Source organism: Pirellulales bacterium (genome assembly GCA_035499655.1).
Lineage (GTDB): Bacteria > Planctomycetota > Planctomycetia > Pirellulales > JADZDJ01 > DATJYL01.
Window position 1 is genome coordinate 1 of the sequence record DATJYL010000104.1, and the last position, 16,094, is coordinate 16,094.

Here is a 16,094-nt window from a genome sequence, read left to right on the forward strand (position 1 = left end):
AGTTCTCACCGGCAAGTCCATTGTCAACTTACAAAAACTCGTCGGCAGTGTGGCAGTGAGCGAATACATCGTCAAATACGTGTCTCGACTGGTTCGGGCCACCCGGCCCAAAGACGCCTCCGCTCCGGAATTTGTCCGCGACTTGGTCGATTGGGGCGCTGGTCCCCGCGCCGGGCAATTTTTAATTCAAGGCGGCAAGGCCCTGGCCGCGATGGAAGGCCGATTCAGCGTGGCCATTGACGACGTAAAGAAAATCGCCGTCCCCGTCCTCAGGCACCGCCTCAGCACTAATTTCCAAGCCCAGGCCGAAGGCATGACCAGTGAAGCCGTTGTTTTACGGCTGCTGAAAGAAATTCCCGAGCCGGAAATTCCCAAGTTCGAAAAACGATAGCCCAGCCGACGACTTTGTCGTCGGTGGTCGGCGGCAAGCCGCCGGCCAAGTTCGCTCTTCATATCGGCCGGTTCTACATGTCCACCGTCGAAAAATATCTGAAGCCGGAAGTCATTCGCCAAATTTCACGGCTCGATATGCGGGCGCAATTTATCGTCCGCGGCTTTTTGCAGGGCTTGCACGCCAGTCCATTTCATGGCTTTTCGGTCGAGTTCAGCGAGCACCGCAAGTACACGCCCGGCGACGATCCCGCCGACATCGATTGGCTCGTCTACGCCAAAACCGACAAATACTACGTCAAAAAGTTCGAGGCCGAAACCAACATCACCGGTTATCTGGTGATGGATCTCAGCAGCTCTATGGGCTACACCTTCCGCCAGGAACTCACCAAGTTCGAATACGGCATTTGTCTGGCCGCCGCGCTGTGCTGGCTGATGGTGCACCAGCAAGACCCCGTTGGGCTGATCACCTTCGACGAGCAAATTCGCCAAAGCTTGCCCGCCCGGAGCAAGCGCACGCAAATCGGGCAAGTGTTGTCGCTGCTGGCGAAGTTGCGTCCGGAGGGAAAGACCGACATCGCTCGCAGCCTGACGCAAATCGCGGCCATGCTCCGGCATCGCAGTTTGGTGATGTTGTTTTCCGATTTACTAACCGAGCCAGAACCGGTCATATCGGCCTTGGGCCGGCTTCGGCATCGCGGCCACGATGTGATTTTGTTCCACATTCTCGACGAAGCCGAGGTGAATTTTCCCTTCGACGGTGTGATCGAATTCGAAGAACCGGAAACCCGGGATCATTTGCAAGTCGACGCCGATAATTTCCAATCCGAATACATCGGCGCCATCCGCGAATTCCGCGAATTTTACCGCCGCCACTGTTTTCAACTCGGCGTCGATTACGTGCCGCTGGACACCAGCATGCAGTTCGACCGCGCGCTCACCGAATACCTCCTCAGTCGCCGCGGTCGCCATTGAAATCTGTTCCACGAACACAGCAGGAGAGAATTTCGAATGTCGAATGACCAATGACGAAAGAATGACCAAATTCCAATGACCAAACACTAAGGCCGTCGATTTGTCATTGGTGCTTGGTTATTCGTCATTCATTCAACATGAGTCATTCCAACGTACTGCGTTTCATTTGATTTGATGAGCCTGACATTCTTAACGCCGCTGATGCTTGCCGGAGCCATCCTCGTGGCGGCGCCCATTGTATTGCACTTGGTTATGCGGCAGGTGCCCAAGCATCTTATGTTTCCGGCCCTACGGTTCATCCGCCAACGAAACGATGCCAACAAGCGTCGCCTGAAATTGCGGCATTTATTGCTGTTGGCGCTGCGCTGCGCCGCGATTGTGCTGTTGGCGTTGGCATTGGCCCGGCCCAGCCTGCAGTCGGCCGGCTGGTTGGGCGATCAAGAAGCGCCCGTGGCCGCCGCCCTGGTGTTCGATACCTCGCCGCGCATGGAATATCGCCTGCAAAATCAAAACCGGCTGCAAGTGGCGCAAGAAGCGGCCGACAAGGTCATGGCCAAGCTGCCGGCGGAAAGCGATGTGGCGATTATCGATTCCCGCACCGCCAGCGCCTCGTTTTCGATCGACCCCGCTGCGGCCAAACAACGCTTGGGCCGGCTCAGCATCAATGCTGCGGCGCAGCCGCTGCCCAGTTTGTGCGAAGAGGCCTTGCGATTGGTCAGCGAAAGCAGCAAAGGCCGCAAGGAAATTTACGTCTTTACCGATTTAGGCCAGGCCGCCTGGTCAGCCGATTCCGCCGAGCGGCTCAAACACAAATTGGCTGAAAAAACCGATGTGGCCTTGTATGTGGTCGACGTGGCCGTCGACAATCCACAAGATTTTTCCCTGGGCGATTTACGGCTTTCCGCCGACACGCTGGCCAAAAACACGCCGCTGCACTTGGAAACCGATTTGCTCGTGACCGGCAAGGAACCTAGCGAGTGCAGCGTGGCGCTCGATATGATCGACCCCGGCGGCAATCCGCAACGCCGAGAGCAAATCAGCGTCACGCCTTTGCTGGAGCAACCCCAGCCCGTCGAGTTTCAAATCAACCAGTTGGAAGAAGGCACGCATCAAGGGGTGGTGCGACTTGTCGGCGAAGATAATTTGGCTGCCGACGATGCCCGGTACTTCACCGTCGACGTGCGGCCGCCTTGGAAAGTATTAGTGGCCGCGCCCAAGCCCGCAGATCGCCATGCAGTGTTTCTGACCGAAGCCTTGGCTCCCGAAACTTTCCGCCGCACAGGCCAGGCGCGGTTTGAATGCGATGTGATTCCCACCGCCGATTTGGCGGCCCCCAACGCGCCCATTCTGGACGATTATGCGGCCGTCTGTTTGCTCGATCCTCCGCCGCTCACCGACGCGGTCTGGCAAGCGCTAACCACGTATGTGGAGCACGGAGGCGGCCTTTCCATTTGGCTGGGGCGCAATGCCGAACCGAAAAAATCTTCGGCCGACAGCTTCAACACCCCCGCCGCGCAAAAACTGATGCCCGGAAAACTGGCCCGCATTTGGCGACGCCAAGATGCCTTTCTGGCCCCGCAAGATTATCAGCATCCGCTGTTGACGAAATTCCGCTCCGTGGCTGGCGGCGTGCCGTGGGATGCCTTCACGGTTTATTCGCATTGGCAAGTCACTGACCTGGCCGATGGCGTGAATACCGTCATCCCTTATAGCAACGGACAGGCGGCGCTGTTGGAACGCAGCGTCGGCAAGGGGCGCGTGCTGGTCTTTACCACGCCCATTTCCGACGACGCCACCGACCCCGATTTGTGGAACTTGCTGCCGCTGGGAAGCGAACCGTGGCCCTTCGTGATGTTGTCCAACGAAATGCTCTTGTATCTGGTGGGTAGCGGCGAGGAACGCCTCAACTACCAGGCCGGCGAAACCGTAACGCTGCATGTGCCCGAGGCCGAGCGGCAATTGATTTTTTCGCTGCGCGCGCCCGACGGCGAGGAGTTTCCACAATCGGTCGATCAAAAAACCGGCCTCATCACCGTCAACTCGACAAATTTGGCGGGCAATTATTTGCTGCGATCTGGCGGCACCGAAGGGGGCGTGCGGCGCGGCTTCAGTGTGAATGTGCCTGCCATCAGCACCGATTTGGCGCGGCTTTCCAACGAAGATTTAACGGCCCTGCTGGGCAAAGATCGTTTTCGCCTTTCGCGCGGTCGGGACGAAATCGAACGTGACGTAAACCTGGGCCGCACCGGTCGCGAATTGTATCCGCTGTTGATCGTGCTGGTGGCAATCGTCCTGGGCTTGGAGCACTTGCTGGCCAATAAATTTTACCGTCGTGATGCCCAAACCGAGGAAGCGACCCGGCGAAAAGCTGCCACCACCGCCGTCATTGCCGAGGAAACAAGCCATCAACATCAACCCGTCGAGGTTGCTTGAAAGCGGGGCCCTAATTCGAATTCGGAGATTGGAAATTCATTCGTCATTCGGATTTGATCCGATTTTTCAGCACCTCGGCCTTTGAAATGGAATCATGAACGGCTGGACTTGCAATCCGGTGGGCGGTTACGGCCTAGTCACGGTCACGGCGGCTGTGTTGCTCGTGGTGATGATGCTCACCAATCCGCAGATGCGGCGGCTCAATCCCATGCGGCGATGGACCTTGGTGGCCCTGCGGTTGGCGGTGTTTCTGCTGGTGATTGCCGCGCTCTTGCGCCCCACGCGAATTTTCACCGAAATCCGCGAACGCCCTGCCACGTTGGTGTTGTTGGCCGATCGCTCCAAAAGCATGCAAACCGAAGATGCCTTTGGCGACCGTACTCGTTGGGACGCGCTGCGCGAAACCATCTCGCAGTCGTTGTCGCAGTTATCGAACATGGGGGAAAAACTCGATGTGAAGGTGTATACCTTCGATCGTGAACTTTCGCCGGTCGAGTTTTCTCACGGCAAACTTGACCTGGGAAAATCCGCCGACGGCCCGGAAACGGCCATCGGCGCGGCACTCGATGACGTGCTGCGGCGCGAAAGCGGCAAGCGGTTGGCCGGCGTTATTTTGTTTTCTGATGGCGCCCAGCAGGCTTATCCGCCCCGCGATCTGCAACCGCAATTGCCGGCTCGTCGCTTGAACGACATGCCCGCCCCGCTGTTTACCATCACCTTCGGGCAAGATCGCTCGGCCAATCAATCGCGCGACGTGGCCATTACGGATTTGGTCGTCAGCCCCAGCGTGTTCATCAAAAACGAACTCAGCATTGCCGGCACCGCCCGCATCAACGGGCTGGTCAATCAGCCCATTCCCGTGCAGGTGCTGTTCGAAACATCACCGGGAAAAATGGAGCCCGTGGCGTCTACGGTGCTGCGGGCCAATCAAAACGGCGAACAAATCAAATTCGAGCTCAGCTACATTCCGCAAACGCCCGGCGAGCGAAAAATTACCCTCCGGGCCGAGCCGCAACCCGGCGAACGCATCACCACCAATAACGAGCTCAGCACGTTTGTGAATGTGCTGGATGGCGGTTTGAACGTGTTGTATTTGGAGGGCGAGCCGCGATCGGAAATTTCAAAACTCCGACGCTCCTTAGGCATGTCGCCCGATATCAAAGTTGATTTTGTCTATTTCGACAAGAAAGATCGCCAGCGCTGGCCCATCAACATGGCCGATCGGTTGGCGCAAGGCAAATACAACGTGTACATCATCGGCGATTTAGATTCGTCGGTGTTTCGTCCGGAAGATTTGCAATTGCTGCGCGACGATGTGTTGCACGGCGCCGGCTTAATCATGCTGGGCGGATTTCACAGTTTTTGGGGCGGCGGCTATCAAAAAACCGCCCTGGCCGATGTGCTGCCCCTGCAAGTGCGGCCCGTCGACCAATTGGCCCGGCAAGATTTCGATGCTCCCTTTCGTGAAGATTTGCATTTGAAACCCGTGCCGCTTCCCAACGGTCCCGGGCCGAATAAAACCGGCGTACAAATGCTGCCCGACAAGCGATTCGGTTATGAGCCGCCGATGCGATTGGCCGCACCCGATCAAAACCTGGCCGCTTGGCAAAAGTTGCCGCCGCTGGAAGGCGCCAATAAGTTTGAGGCGCTTAAGCCCGCCGCCCGGCCGCTGGCGGTAACTTCCGATGGCCAGCCGCTGCTGGTGGCGGCCGAGCCCGGCAATGGGCGTGTGCTGGCCTTCGCCGGCGATTCCACCTGGCGCTGGTTCATGCAGGGTTTTGAGAAAGAGCACAAACGCTTTTGGCGGCAAGTTGTGTTGTGGCTGGCCAAAAAAGACGATACCGACGAGCAAAAAGTGTGGATCAAGCTTGAGCAGCGGCATTTTCCGCCAGGGGCCCGCATCGAGTTTTCCGCCGGCGCGCGGACCACCGAAGGCGAGCCAATCGAAGGCGCCGCTTTCACCGCCACACTGCTCTCCCACGATGGCGTCAAACAGCCCATAGCACTTACCCGGCAAGCCGATCAATACGTGGGGCAATTGCGCAACGTGATCGAGCCGGGCGATTATTCCATTTCGGTGCAGGCCACCAAAGACGGCGCGCTGCTGGGCGAAACCAAAGCCCGTTTCGTCGTCTTCGAGCAAGATTTAGAGTTGGAAAACGCCGCCGCCCGCCCGGAACTGATGGCCAGCCTCGCCAAACTCACTGCCGAAAGCGGCGGCGAAGCCGTGGCGCCGGAACAATTGCTCGATTTGCTCAAACGCATCAAGGAGCAGCCCCGCGACCGACAGGTGGCCACCGAAACCAAATTCACCCCCTGGGACAGCCCGCCATTCTTCTTAATCGTCGTCGGCCTGCTCTGCGCCGAGTGGTACCTCCGCAAACGCTGGGGCTGGGTGTAGGGATTTCCACTTACAGCCGTTCGTTCCATTCGGCGCGGCTATATTTTTCCGCGGCGAGTTGGGCAGTAACAGCGCGGGGCCAAACCGCACATTTTTCAGTGGCGGAAAAAGCTGAAATCAATGCTTGGCGGAGTGCCGCAACATCCAGCGGCAGATTGGTAAGAAAATCCGTGTGGCTGCGATGTTCGCGATACGCTGGCTGCCGCGCGGGCATGTTCAACAACTCGCCGATCTTTTCCAGCGGGAAGCTGTACAGCAGCGTGCCGTGGTACAGAAAGTGACTGCGTTTGCAGCGCAAACTATTGCCGGAGAATTTTTTATCGCCCAACACCAAATCGCTGATGCCTGCGCGCGAAACGGTAAGCGGTTGGCGGCCAACAGCACCCTCACCCCGGCCCTCTCCCAAAGGGAGAGGGAGATTATGGACGCTTAGTGCGCGATTTAGCGCCGTGACGAGTGTATTCAAGACGAATTGATGGGCACGATCGATGGCTCGCAGTTCTGGTCGTTGTTGGTAACTCAACACCACGGCGTACATCAAACAGCCGGGGCCTGCCAAAATTGTGGCGCCGCCGCTGGCACGGCGCAACACCGGCACGCCGCGCCGGGCGCAAGCATCCAAATTCACTTCGTCGGGTAAGTGTGAAGAACTTCCCGCCACCACCATCATTTCACGCGGTTCCCACAAGCGCAGCACTTCGCCGGCGTCGCCGGAACCGATTTCCTCGACATCTAGCAGCGCTTCATCCAGCGCTAAATTCTCGGCTGGCGACGCAAGAGTGAGTTCAAGCAGTTTCATCATGCAACCACTAAAACAATTTCTCGCGCAAAGACGCAGACAGCGCAGATGATCTTGACGTAGTTCGAATGGAATTTTCTACCTTCAGCGTCCTCTGCGTCTCTGCGCGAGATCTATCTGGATTTAGCCATTATCTGTGCCGGGTTGACGCCCAGGGTTTGGCTCATAGACTTACATATCTCACACAATCTTTTCGGCCACGCAATGTCTGATACCAAGCACTCCCAGCGCAGCCCACTTTCGCCCGACGATGCCCTCCCGCCGGTGGAACCGCCCAGTGCCGGCTTCCTGGTGCAATTGTTTTTGATCCCTGGCCTGATCGTGGCCATTATCGTCGTCGTGTGGCTATTGTTCCATTGGCTGGCGCAAATGGGCAACGATCCACGGGAATACGTGAAGAAGTTGCGGGGCAACAACGAGGTCCGCTGGCAAGCCGCCGTAAATTTGGCCGGCGTGTTGCACGGCTCCGCCGGAGATGAAATCAAGCGCGACGCCGCCGTCGCCACGGACCTGGGCCAAATTCTCAGCGATGAAATTGCCGCCGCCAGCACGGACGAACGATCGATCAATCTGCGAATTTATTTATGCCGGGCGCTGGGCGAATTTCAAGTGGAAGCGGCTTTGCCGCCCCTGTTAACCGCCGCCGCCACCCAACACTCCGATGTGGAAATCGGCGTGCGCCGCGCCGCAGTTCACGGCCTGGCCTCGCTAGCCGCCAATTTGCAAGCGGCGCAACCAGGGTGGAAAAATTCCGAGCTTGTCGCCACGCTGATCACCGACTCCAAGTCAGATGTCGATAATCTACGGGCCGAAAGCGCGTTTGCTTTGGGTGTGCTTGATGATGTCCAAGCAACGCAGCGGCTGACGCAAATGCTGGACGATCCGCATCCCGATGCCCGCTTTAACGCTGCCACCGGCTTGGCGCTGCAAGGCAATCAGGCGGCCCTGCCCGTGCTTTTGGAAATGCTCGACGCCGATCAGCATTTGGCCACCGAGGAAGAGCAGCCGGAAAATCGCCGGGAGAAGGAAGCGCTGGTCAACATCAGCGGGCTAAAAGCCCTGGCCCAACTGGCAGACGCAAATTCGACGGTCGATTTGAGCCAGGCGCAGCCGGCGGTGGAGCGATTGGCAAAATCCGATATTCCTGAAATTCGGGAAAACGCCGTGGCCTTGCGAGAAAAACTGCAGCGCCGCCAAACCAAGCAACCCGCCGCGGCTTCGCCGCCCGGCGCATCATCCACGCACTCTATCATCTCGACAACATTTACTCAGGACCATTTTTTTGGAGAACTTAGTTATGGCAGCTAGCCGTGCGGAAGTCGTCGAACTCTTGAAGACCGCGTATTCGATGGAACTGGAAACCGTGATGAATTACATCGCCAACAGCACCAACCTGGACGGCGTGCGCGCCGAGGAAATTAAAAAATCGCTGGCGGCCGACATCACCGCCGAAATTGGTCATGCCACCCAGTTGGCGCAGCGCATTAAGCAGCTTGGTGGTTTAACGCCCGGCTCCAAGGGCGTGAAGTTGGGAAATCAAAAGCAACCCGGCGAAGATACGACCGACGTCATCGCCGTGATCGAAGCGGTCATCGAAGCCGAAGACGCCGCTTGCAAGCAGTACCGAAAAATTATCCAGGCCACCGAAGGCGACGATTACGTCACGCAAGATATGTGCATCACACTCTTGGGCGACGAAGAAGAACACCTGATTCTGTTCAAAGGCTTTTTGAAAGAATACAAGAAGTCGTAAGCGGAGAGCGATTAGCGGTTAGCAATTAGTAACGAGTGAGCTAACAGAAATCGGCGGCGCAATTCTTCGCAGTCCGTTTGATACAAACTTGCACCACCTATTTGTGAGCTATCGCCGACAATCTAAAACATAGCTTTTGATTGCGCGCCGCGGGCCCAAAAATGTTAAGCTTTGCCGGTTAGGAAAATAACCTGCATCAACAGCAACCGCGGCAGCACTTTGCGCGACGGACCACTTTTTTGCGCTCGGCGAAAGCCGATCCGGACTTCAAAAAATCTTCTCGGCTGAAGTCATTGCTGGCATTGGCTTTCCGGCACGACTTTTGCTTTTGCCATTTGCATCGCGCGCATTTGTCCGCCAAATTCGTGTGTACGGTGCGCGCACGCGCAATGGACCCGTTTTGCGCCGCTGCGCCGTGTATTTTTTGCAAACATGAAGTGAACCAGCCATGAAAAATCTCGCCCCCTTCACGATGTTATTGGTTGCTGCGGCGACAGCCGCCATTGCTTCGCACGCCGACGGTTGTGGTTCGTGCGGCGGTTGCTCAACCTGCGGCGCATGCACCGAAACCGCGTACCGGTTGACATATCAAACCGTGTACGACGAACGGCAAGTCACCGCCTATCGAATCGATACTCAGACCGTTTATGAAGATCGCAAAGTGACCTCGTACAAGCCGGTGATGGAAACGCAAATGCAAGAGCGCCGCTACACCGTTGCCAAGCCGGTGTACGAAACCGCCGAGCGCGAAGAACATTACACCGTGATGAAGCCCGTGTACGAAACGCAACTTGTCGATCAAAGCTATGACCGCCTGCGCGACGTTACCGAAACCAGCGAGCGCGAAGAACATTACATGGTTGCCCGGCCGGTCTACGAAACCAGCGAGCAGGAAAATTGCTACACCGTCCTGCGCCCCGTGTACGAAACCGCCGAGCGCGATCAATACAGCACGGTCTGCGAGCCACAAACCACGTATACCACCCGCTATGTCGATCAAGGCGGCTGGCAAGAATATCAAGTGCTGAAGCCCGGCCCCATTTATAATCAGCCGGTATGCGTGCCGGGCGGATGCTCCACCGATCCCAACACCGGGCTTTCCACGTACATTGCGCCGACGACCGGCTATCAGCAAGTGCAAGGCCCAGCCACTGTGCAAGTCAATCGGGTGTGGAAGCCAGTGATCGTGGCCCAGCAAATCCCGCAAACCACCTACGTGCAAAAAGTCGTGGTGCAAAAAGTGCCCGTGCAAGTTTGCCGTTACGAAAATCAGGAAGTCGTGCAAAAAGTGCCCGTTACCGTCTGCCGCATGGTGCAAGAAGAACAAGTTCGCAAAGTGCCCGTCACCGTTTGCCGGCAAGTGGTGGAGCACGTCGACAATAAGGTGCCCGTCACCGTTTGCAAAATGGTTCCCGAAGAACAAGTTCGCAAAGTGCCCGTCACCACTTGCAAAATGATTACCGAGGAACGGGTTGAGCAAGTGCCGGTGCAAGTTTGCAAAATGGTGGCCATCGAAGAAACGGTGAAAGTGCCGCAGTGCGTTCAAACGCGCACCCCCGTCACCTACACCTACCGCACGCCGCGGACCATCGTGATGAAGGTGTCCGTTGATCCATGCACCGGGCAACCATTGGCCGTGACAACGGTGCCGATCACCACTGGCACGCCCGCCGTGGTGGGCATGCCGACGATCACCAATTCGACCACTTCGACGCCGTCCATCTCAGCGCCATCCACGTCGAAGCCACCCATGTCCGCGCCGAGCCTGTCCACCCCGTCTTCGTCCGGCTCGCCTTCCCCGTCGAGTCCGTCATCTGGTCCGCAGTCCACGTTTGCACCGGACAGCACCATGCCGAGTTCAAGCAGCCAGCCGGTGCCCCCCGCGAATTCTTCTGGAACGGAATCGGTCATGAAGCGGCCGGCAGCCCCCACGGAACAACCCACAGATAACTCGACAGGCAACAGTTCGACTGGCGGCGTCGATACTAGTAAATCAGGAAGGGGTCCCTCCTCAGTTAATCCTGAGGAAAGCAAGCCCAACGATTCAACACCGCCATCCAGCCAGCCAACCACGGTGCCACGCATCGAGCCGGGCATACCCGTTCCGCCGCCTGCCGACGGCGCAACCAAAGCAAGCGGTTCTACACCGCAGCCGACGAGTACCGATGTGCCCAACGCTTTCCGAGGTTAATGAATTCTTTGCACGCTGCGACTCTGCAATTCGTCGTCGCAACTCTCTAGCTTTATTAACTTTACTGTGTGTCAACAGCGCCCTCTCTTGTGTGCCGACACAGGCGGTCGTATAGTAATTCTGTGTGCAGCCTAATCCCACACCCAGCAGGTGCGGGAACGGGGAACCCAACGAGCCGGAGTTATCCCGGCTCCGAGATTGCTCATCCGATTTCCAAATCGAATGGCCGCTCAGGGGCGCAGATTCGCCCAAAGCGAATCGGGGCACTTTCAAGCCCTAGCCCGTCAGCTAACCTCGTCGGCAGGTCCGGGTGTGTGGCCCGGGCCGGATTGAAAGGGCCGTCTGACCTATGAACTGTTGCGCGCAACCGCACCGACCGGTCCGCCAAGGCCGCGTCTAACATCGGTGATGGGTTGTCACAAAGTTGCCGCAACATGCGCAAAGGCGACAAATAGCCCGTCGACTTTAGCTGCCAGGGATTTTATTGATCCCTGTTTTTATGTCATTGCCATTGGATTCCAGCGGCTCCTGGTCGGGCCGAAAATTGGGTCGTGTTGCGCAAACGATTGTCGTCAGCAGTGTGATGTTCACGTTCATTTCGTATTGGCGCACGGCGGCCATCGTGCTGTGCGACATGTCGAGCACGGCTTACTACATCGGCGCGATTGTCGAAACCGCTATCGGCCAGGCCGCGCCGTGGTTTATTTTGGGCGTGTTGTTGTTCAGCTACGGCATGCGTTCGGTGTACATCGAAAGCTGCGCCCTGTTTGTCCGCGGCGGCGTGTACCGCGTGGTGAAAGAAGCGATGGGGGGCTTTCTGGCCAAGCTCTCCGTTTCGGCACTGTTATTCGATTACGTGCTCACCGGGCCCATCAGCGGCGTCTCGGCCGGCCAATACATTGTTGGCCTGATTCTGGAAACATTCACGCGGCAGTTCGGCGTGCACCTAAGCAGCGGGGCAAGCGACAGCATCAAGCAGTGGGGTTCGGTTGCCATCGCCTGCCTGATCACGATTTATTTTTTCCGGCAAAACTTGTTTGGCATTCACGAATCGAGCGACAAAGCACTGAAAATTATGATCGCCACCACCATCATGGCGGTCGTCTTGCTCTCCTGGGCCGGCGTGACGTTAATCGTCAAGGGGCACGACAATCCACTGCCGACGTGGAAGCCCGATTTGACCGCCAAGCTGGATCCCAGCACCGGTGAAAAAATTGATCCACTCGGCTGGATTGGAAATCATCCTTCACTCGCCGAGCCGCTGCGAAATCCGACGAATTGGCTCAGCCTCATCGGCGCGGTGGGCATCATCATCGCCTTTGGTCATTCGATTTTGGCCATGAGCGGCGAGGAAACTTTGGCCCAGGTCTATCGCGAGGTGGAATCGCCCAAGCTGCCCAATTTCAAAAAAGCGGCGTTTATTGTGTTTCTCTATAGTCTGTTGCTCACGGCCAGCACGAACTTTTTAGCCGTGCTAATGATTCCGCAAAATCAGCGGCTCGACACCTATCACGACAATTGGCTGGGCGGCCTGGCGATGCAAATGCTCGGCCCGTTGTGGATGCAATTATGTCTGAATGCGTTTGTCGTGATTGTCGGTTTTCTCATTTTGGCCGGCGCTGTGAACACGTCGATTGTCGGTTCCAACGGTGTGCTCAGCCGCGTGGCCGAAGATGGCGTCTTGCCCGATTGGTTTTTGAAGCCGCACCGCAAATACGGCACGACGAATCGGCTGTTGTATCTGATCACCGGATTGCAATTGTTCACGATTTTAGTCAGCCACGGCGACGTGATTATGTTGGGTGAAGCCTACGCTTTCGGCGTCGTCTGGAGCTTCGTGTTCAAAACACTCTCTATGGTCATGCTCCGGTTCAAAGATCACACGCCGCGAGAATTCTTGGTGCCGCTCAACATCAAATGGGGCCGAGTGCACGTACCCATTGGCTTGAGCATTGTCTTCTTGATTGTCTTTCTCTCCGCGCTGGCGAACTTGTTTACCAAACCCGTGGCCACGGTCAGCGGATTGTGTTTTACCGGAGTATTCTTGGGCGTTTTTGTGGTTACGGAGCGCTATCACCACCGGCGTCACGGGGCCGACCACAAGCATGAAGAACAATTCAATCGGGCCGGCGTCGACCGGGTCACCGGCGACAGCCTGTCATTGAAAAAGCCGTATCGTAAATTGGTGGCCATCCGCAGCCCGCATAATCTATTCATGTTGGAAAAGGCCTTGGCCGACACCGATCCGCAAACCACCGAAGTGATTGTGATGACGGCGAAAATGGAACCGCCCGGCGGCGCCTCCAAAGCGGACGATATCGATCTCGATACCTACGATCGTCAGCTAATGACCGCCGTAGTCACGCGCGCGGAAAAATTGGGCAAGCGTGTCCTGCCGCTGATTGTCCCCACCAACAATCCGCTGAATGCCGTACTGACCACCGCGAAAGATATTGGCGCGCAAGAAGTGATGCTGGGCGCTTCGAATAAATTCACGGCCGAGGAGCAGCTCGATCAAATCGCCCTCTACTGGATCAGCCTGAATGAAGGGAATCCGCAAGGCCTGACGGTCCACATTGTCAGTGCCGACCGCGATGTCTCGTTCGACTTGGAAGGAGGCAATCGCATTCCCAAGGCGGCCCAGCGCCAGGCACGCAGCGCGTCGGAATTGCGCGCCGCCGGCATCGGCGTGCGCCAAGTGCTGATGGCTCACGACGGCACGCACACCAGCAGCGACGTATTCGAGTGGCTGCTGACCATGCTCTCCTCCGAAGTCGCCCTCGACGTTGTGCCGGTCCTTCCGCTCAGCTCCGAACACGTCAGCGCAGAAAACTCTTTGGATCACGACCGGCAACACGCCCATCAATTGAAGCGCGAAGTAAAGAAACTCACCGACCAACCTCCCAGCGCGGCCGAACTGGCCCGGTTGGCCCGTACCGGCAAGTACAACGTAATTGTGCTTCCTTGGTCGGAAGAATTGCTGTCGTTGGCTGAGACGGATGCCGGCCGCTGGGTGAACGAAGTTTTTCGCCAAGCCCCCTGCAGCGTCTTCCTGGCCTCGCCGCCGGTCATTCCCAAGGAAGTGGTGGCCGACGGCTAATTTTTGCGCGGCATTTATGAAATCTTTATGTCAATAATCTCGGCCAATGCCGAATCGCCTTCTCCTCGTTGACATCGCGCAGTAAGTACATGACACTTCGAGTGTGCAGCCTGCGCGCAGTGATCTGCGCTAATTTGCAATCCACGCAGCCGGGCATTCGAAACCCAGTTCCGCCAAGCGCGGCACGGTTGCGTGGTCGACAGCTAATTTGAGTCGCCCAACGCTCACTGGCGTGCTTCAAACGTTAAGCGGAGAGTTTGTTGTTCTATGCCATCGTCGTTGGATTCCAGCGGTTCCTGGTCGGGCCGCAAGTTGGGTCGCGTTGCGCAAACGATTGTCGTTAGCAGCGTGATGTTTTCGTTCATTTCGTACTGGCGTGTCGCCGCCATCGTGCTGTGCGACATGTCGAGCACGGCCTATTACATCGGCGCCATTGTCGAAAGCGCCATCGGCGAGGCCGCCCCTTGGTTTATTCTTGCCGTGTTGTTGTTCAGCTACGGCATGCGGGCCGTATACATCGAAAGCTGCTCGCTGTTTGTCCGCGGCGGCGTATACCGCATTGTGAAGGAAGCCTTGGGCGGCGGATTTGCGAAGGCGGCGGTTTCCGCACTGCTATTTGATTACGTGCTGACTGGCCCCATCAGCGGCGTCTCGGCTGGGCAATACATTGTGGGCTTGATTCTGGAAACCGTCTCGCGCGTTTCCGGCCAACACATTCACGAAGCCACCGCACTGGCCATCAAAAATTGGGGTTCGGTCGCCATTGCTGTCGCGGTGACGTTGTATTTTTTGCGCCAGAACTTGCTGGGCATGCACGAATCCAGCAGCAAAGCCTTGAAAATTATGATCATCACCACCGTGATGGCCGTCATCGTCCTGGGCTGGAGTGTGCTAACGCTGGCCGTGAAAGGACCGGTCAATGATTTACCGACCTGGAAGCCCGATCTAACCCAAAAATGGGAAATCGATCACGACGGCAAGACGAAGCTGGACCCACAGGGGCAGCCCGTCCCGCAGTTGAATCCCATCACCCACGAGCAAGAAGACCCGCTGGGCTGGCTGGGTAAAGTTCCTTCCGTGGCCCAGCCGCTGCGTAATCCGACGAATTGGCTCAGCTTGATTGGCGTGATCGGCATCGTCATTGCCTTCGGCCATTCGGTGCTGGCCATGAGCGGCGAAGAAACGCTGGCCCAGGTTTATCGTGAAGTGGAATCGCCGAAGTTGCCCAACTTCAAAAAAGTCGGGTTCATCGTGTTCGCCTACAGTTTGTTGCTGACTGGCAGCACGAATTTTCTGGCCGTGTTGCTCATTCCGCGCGGTCAACGCATGAACGAATATTACGATAACTGGCTGGGCGGTCTGGCCATGCACATGCTCGGCCCCATTTGGTTGCAATTATTGCTCAATGCCTTTGTGGTGATTGTCGGATTTTTAATTTTGTCGGGCGCGGTGAATACTTCCATCGTGGGCTCCAACGGCGTGCTAAGCCGCGTGGCCGAAGACGGCGTGCTACCCGACTGGTTTTTGAAGCCTCACCGGAAATATGGCACGCATTACCGCGTGTTGTATCTGATTGCCGCCTTGCAATTGTTCACCATTTTGGTCAGCCGCGGCGACGTCATTTTGCTGGGCGAAGCGTATGCCTTCGGCGTCGTGTGGAGCTTCGTATTCAATACCATGTCGATGGTGGTGCTGCGGTTCAAAAAGCGGCAGCGGCGGGAATTCGCGGTGCCGTTAAACTTTCCTTGGAAAGATGTCCAGATGCCGATTGGGCTGACGCTTATTTTTCTTGTCGTGCTCATTTCAGCGCTGGCGAATTTGGTGACCAAACCCATCGCCACGGTCAGCGGCGTGTGCTTTTCCGCGGTGTTTTTTGGTGTATTTACGGTCACGGAACGACTTCACCGCCGTCGCACCCATGGCGAAAAGCACGAGCATAAGGAACAGTTCAATCGCGCTACGGTGGAGGAAATCACCACCGGCTCGTTGGGTCTGAACAAACCGTATCGCAAGCTGGTGGCCATTCGCTCACCGCACAATCTGTTCATGTTA

Annotated in this window: 10 protein-coding genes and 1 riboswitch; of the genes, 9 read left to right on the plus strand and 1 reads right to left on the minus strand. The window is 57.0% G+C overall.

Features of this window, described 5'->3' with window-relative positions; genetic code table 11:
• From VMJ32_07440 to VMJ32_07455, 4 genes are all read left to right on the plus strand, one after another.
• The coding region (locus tag VMJ32_07440) for an AAA family ATPase (GenBank protein ID HTQ38844.1) at positions 1 to 391 on the plus strand (391 nt) is incomplete at its 5' end.
• 77 nt (positions 392 to 468) lie between these two features.
• Complete coding sequence (locus tag VMJ32_07445) at positions 469 to 1,365, plus strand: DUF58 domain-containing protein (GenBank protein HTQ38845.1); 897 nt, start codon at positions 469 to 471, stop codon at positions 1,363 to 1,365.
• Positions 1,366 to 1,539: 174 nt separating this feature from the next.
• Positions 1,540 to 3,798 carry a BatA domain-containing protein gene (locus VMJ32_07450; protein ID HTQ38846.1) on the plus strand — a complete coding sequence of 753 codons (2,259 nt, stop codon included), beginning with the start codon at positions 1,540 to 1,542 and terminating at the stop codon, positions 3,796 to 3,798.
• A gap of 94 nt (positions 3,799 to 3,892) precedes the next feature.
• Entirely contained in the window at positions 3,893 to 6,199 is a 2,307-nt protein-coding gene (locus tag VMJ32_07455) for a glutamine amidotransferase (protein HTQ38847.1), read from the plus strand.
• A 10-nt stretch (positions 6,200 to 6,209) separates the two neighbouring features.
• Here the strand turns inward: VMJ32_07455 and VMJ32_07460 are convergent, their stop codons facing one another.
• Positions 6,210 to 6,998, minus strand: a complete 789-nt coding sequence (locus VMJ32_07460; GenBank protein ID HTQ38848.1) for a lipoate--protein ligase family protein — start codon at positions 6,996 to 6,998, stop codon at positions 6,210 to 6,212.
• 204 nt (positions 6,999 to 7,202) lie between these two features.
• On the opposite strand from VMJ32_07460, the gene VMJ32_07465 reads away from it, so the two are divergent.
• The 5 genes from VMJ32_07465 to VMJ32_07485 all read left to right on the plus strand — a co-directional run.
• On the plus strand, positions 7,203 to 8,306 hold the full coding sequence (locus VMJ32_07465) for a HEAT repeat domain-containing protein (GenBank protein ID HTQ38849.1): 1,104 nt from the start codon (positions 7,203 to 7,205) through the stop codon (positions 8,304 to 8,306).
• Entirely contained in the window at positions 8,296 to 8,751 is a 456-nt protein-coding gene (locus tag VMJ32_07470) for a ferritin-like domain-containing protein (GenBank protein HTQ38850.1), read from the plus strand. Before VMJ32_07465 ends, VMJ32_07470 begins: the two co-directional genes overlap by 11 nt.
• A 448-nt stretch (positions 8,752 to 9,199) precedes the next feature.
• Positions 9,200 to 10,942, plus strand: coding sequence for a hypothetical protein (locus VMJ32_07475; protein ID HTQ38851.1), 1,743 nt, complete (start codon positions 9,200 to 9,202; stop codon positions 10,940 to 10,942).
• Between the two features lie 118 nt (positions 10,943 to 11,060).
• A riboswitch (cyclic di-AMP (ydaO/yuaA leader) is annotated at positions 11,061 to 11,260 on the plus strand.
• A 181-nt stretch (positions 11,261 to 11,441) separates the two neighbouring features.
• Positions 11,442 to 14,042: an APC family permease gene (locus VMJ32_07480; GenBank protein ID HTQ38852.1), complete on the plus strand. Its 2,601-nt coding sequence runs from the start codon at positions 11,442 to 11,444 to the stop codon at positions 14,040 to 14,042.
• A 267-nt stretch (positions 14,043 to 14,309) separates the two neighbouring features.
• Positions 14,310 to 16,094 (plus strand): APC family permease (locus tag VMJ32_07485; GenBank protein ID HTQ38853.1); only part of this gene is annotated, 1,785 nt, incomplete at its 3' end.

Excerpts from the sequence above, each read along its gene's own strand:
- VMJ32_07445 (HTQ38845.1), top strand. The coding sequence starts at position 469 with ATGTCCACCGTCGAAAAATATCTGAAGCCGGAAGTCATTCGCCAAATT.
- VMJ32_07450 (HTQ38846.1), top strand. The coding sequence starts at position 1,540 with ATGAGCCTGACATTCTTAACGCCGCTGATGCTTGCCGGAGCCATCCTC.
- VMJ32_07455 (HTQ38847.1), top strand. The coding sequence starts at position 3,893 with ATGAACGGCTGGACTTGCAATCCGGTGGGCGGTTACGGCCTAGTCACG.
- VMJ32_07460 (HTQ38848.1), bottom strand. The coding sequence starts at position 6,998 with ATGAAACTGCTTGAACTCACTCTTGCGTCGCCAGCCGAGAATTTAGCG.
- VMJ32_07465 (HTQ38849.1), top strand. The coding sequence starts at position 7,203 with ATGTCTGATACCAAGCACTCCCAGCGCAGCCCACTTTCGCCCGACGAT.
- VMJ32_07470 (HTQ38850.1), top strand. The coding sequence starts at position 8,296 with ATGGCAGCTAGCCGTGCGGAAGTCGTCGAACTCTTGAAGACCGCGTAT.
- VMJ32_07475 (HTQ38851.1), top strand. The coding sequence starts at position 9,200 with ATGAAAAATCTCGCCCCCTTCACGATGTTATTGGTTGCTGCGGCGACA.
- VMJ32_07480 (HTQ38852.1), top strand. The coding sequence starts at position 11,442 with ATGTCATTGCCATTGGATTCCAGCGGCTCCTGGTCGGGCCGAAAATTG.